Here is a 3084-nt window from a genome sequence, read left to right on the forward strand (position 1 = left end):
GGACAAGACTTACCTTCAACGGATTATTGGTTCTCGGTTGATTATATAGAAAACGAACAACAAAAACAATTTAAAGCACATTTTTCATTAAAGAGATAACATCCAACAATTATGAAATTTAATAAATTTTTATTTTTAAGTATTTTATTTGCTGCTCAGTCAGTATTTTCACAAGAAGGAATTGCCGTTTACACTGATTATTTAACAGATAATTATTATTTGATACATCCTTCTATGGCTGGCGCATCAAATTGTAGTAAACTTAGATTAACAGGAAGACAACAATGGTTCGGGCAGGAGGATGCACCAGCTTTACAAACCTTAAGTTTTAATACATCTTTGGGGGAAGATTCGAAATCTGGTATTGGATTTATTGCTTTTAATGATAAAAATGGTTATCACTCACAATCTGGTGCAAAATTGACTTATGCACATCATTTGATGTTTTCAAGGTCTACAGTAGATTTAAATATGTTATCTTTTGGTTTGAGTGGGGCTTTTATTCAAAGTAGATTAGATGAGTCTAGATTTACGACTTTTGATCCTGTTATTGTTGGTGGTGGTTTTACGCAAAAGGATTCTTATTTTAATATGGATTTAGGAGTTTCTTATCACTATTTAGATTTCTTTACACACGTAACTGTGAAAAATTTCATTTCTAATCAAAGAAGAGAAATTTATTCTGCTGGTATAGAGTCAGATAACTTGAGAAAATATTTGTGGAGTTTAGGAGCTGTTTTTGGTGATGAGGATAGAATTTTAGTTGAGCCATCTTTTATGTTTCAATTTATTGAAAAGACAGGTGAAAAATCGATTGATTTAAACGCTAAAGTATACAAAGGAATGGATTTTGGTAAGTTATGGGGAGGTTTGTCTTATAGAACAAGTTTTGACGGTGCCCAATATCTTAATGGTGGAGTTGTTAATAATCAAAAACTTCAATGGGTAACTCCTTTTGTAGGTATAAATTATAAACAGTTTATGTTTGCATATTCTTACAACCATGTTTTAGGGAATGTTAAATTTGACAATGCAGGATACCATCAGTTAACATTAGGTATTAATGTATTCTGTAAAGATAAACCTTATGACTGTAATTGTCCAGCTGTAGTAAACTAAAAAAGATCCCGATTTATTCGGGATTTTTTATATAAAATAGATAATTATGTTAATTAAAGAAGTTAGAGGTAAATTTCCTGTTATTCCAGAAGATTGTTATGTAGCTGAAAATGCAACTATTGTTGGAGATGTTACTTTTGGAGCCAATTGTAGTGTTTGGTTTAATGCTGTAGTAAGAGGTGATGTTAATTCAATCACAATTGGTGATAAAGTTAATATTCAGGATGGCGCAGTTATTCATTGTACCTTTTTGAAACATCCAACAAAAATAGGTAATAACGTTTCTATTGGTCATAATGCTATCGTTCATGGTTGTACAGTTAATGATAATGTTTTGATAGGTATGGGAGCTATTTTAATGGATGGAGTTATTGTTGAGAGCAATTCAATTATTGCTGCAGGTAGTGTTGTGACACAAAATACACATATAGAAAGTGGTGTTATTTATGCTGGTATTCCAGCAAAAAAAGTTAAAGAATTAAATGCTAGTGATTTTGCAGGGGAAATTGATCGTATTTCGAATAATTATGTAATGTATTCAAATTGGTTTAAAGAAGAATAAAAGAGTCTTAAATAAGCTTAAAAGTCCTTTTTTATAGCTTTAAATGATTTACCTATAAGTTCTTGCATGACTATAGGTGAATCATTGATGTAGAATTCATTATTTACTTTTGAACGATTATTAGTATTTAGTAATTGATTTTCTTCTAAAATTTTTTTAGTTTGTCTTGCTACTGCTTCTCCTGAGTCTATAATTTTTATTGTGGAAGGTATTATTTTTTTTATTTGAGGTATTAAGTATGGATAATGTGTACAACCTAAAACAAGGTAATCTATATTTTGTTCTACCATAGGTTTTAAGTATTGATGTAATAATGTATTCATTTTTTCAGAATATAGTTCCCCTTTCTCTATTAATTCTACAAGTCCAAAACCAACTTGTTCAATAATATTAATTTGATGATATTTCTTTATGTTTTCGTGAAATAATTCACTATTAAGAGTTCCTTTGGTTGCAAGAATGCCAATTGTGTGTGTTTTTGTGTGCAAAGCAGCTGGTTTAATAGCTGGTTCTATACCTATGAAAGGAATGTCGTATGAACTCCTTAGTTCTTTAATGGCGTTTGTAGTTGCCGTATTACATGCGACAATAATTAATTTAGCGTTTTTGTTGAGTAAATATTCAGTGTTTTTTTTACTTAAGTAAATAATCTCTTCTTTTGATTTTTGTCCATATGGAGCGTTCTTACTGTCAGCTAAATAGATTGTATCCTCATTAGGTAATAGCGCATGTACTTCCTTCCAGATTGAAGTTCCTCCTACACCTGAATCAAATAGTCCTATGGGATTGCTGTTGATCATATAACAAAAGTAAAAAAAAACTGCTCAAACTAGAATAAGAATGAGCAGCAAATTATTTTTTATTTTAAAATTAGTATCCTAATTCTTTTTTAACGTCAGCCATTAAATCTGGTCCGTCAGCTAAGATTACACCACCACCAACAGTTGAGTCTAAAACATATTGAATTCCTTTAGCACGTGCAATTTTTTGAATTGCAGCTTGAGCTTTTTCCATAATCGGTTTTTGTAATTCAATCGCTTTGTCCTGTAATGCTTTTGATGCATTGTCTTGAAATTTTTGTATTCTAGACCCCATATCTTGCATTTCTTGTGAACGAGTTTGATTTACAGCGTCACCAACAGTTGCAGATTCTTTCTCATATTGAGCTAATTTTGTTTGGTACTCTTGAACCATTTTTTTATACTCAACGTCATAAGTTTCTTGTAATTTTTTCACTTGAGCTTCTGCAGCTTTCATGGCTGGGTTTGCCGTCATTAATTCTTGTACATTAATATGTGCTACTTTAGTTTGAGCAGTTGTAAATTGTGATCCAATAATTAACGTTAAAGCTACAATTAGTGTTTTAATTTGTTTCATTTCTTTTAATTTTATAAGGTTATTTT

General features: G+C 30.6%; 4 protein-coding genes. 2 read left to right on the forward strand and 2 right to left on the reverse strand.

Annotated features, from left to right (window positions below):
* Positions 1-111 precede the first annotated feature (111 nt).
* Together QZ824_RS11165 and QZ824_RS11170 are read left to right on the forward strand one after the other, a co-directional pair.
* A complete protein-coding gene (locus QZ824_RS11165; protein ID WP_291276093.1) occupies positions 112-1119 on the forward strand; it encodes a type IX secretion system membrane protein PorP/SprF in 1008 nt (335 codons plus the stop codon).
* Positions 1120-1165: 46 nt separating this feature from the next.
* Entirely contained in the window at positions 1166-1681 is a 516-nt protein-coding gene (locus QZ824_RS11170) for a gamma carbonic anhydrase family protein (protein WP_291276094.1), read from the forward strand.
* A 17-nt stretch (positions 1682-1698) separates the two neighbouring features.
* Here QZ824_RS11170 and murI read toward each other — a convergent pair whose 3' ends face one another.
* A complete protein-coding gene (gene murI / locus QZ824_RS11175; RefSeq protein WP_291276095.1) occupies positions 1699-2481 on the reverse strand; it encodes a glutamate racemase in 783 nt (260 codons plus the stop codon).
* 70 nt (positions 2482-2551) lie between these two features.
* Positions 2552-3058, reverse strand: a complete 507-nt coding sequence (locus QZ824_RS11180) for an OmpH family outer membrane protein (RefSeq protein WP_291276096.1) — start codon at positions 3056-3058, stop codon at positions 2552-2554.
* Positions 3059-3084: the final 26 nt, after the last annotated feature.

It is taken from the genome of Flavobacterium sp. (genome assembly GCF_021151785.1).
GTDB lineage: Bacteria > Bacteroidota > Bacteroidia > Flavobacteriales > Flavobacteriaceae > Flavobacterium.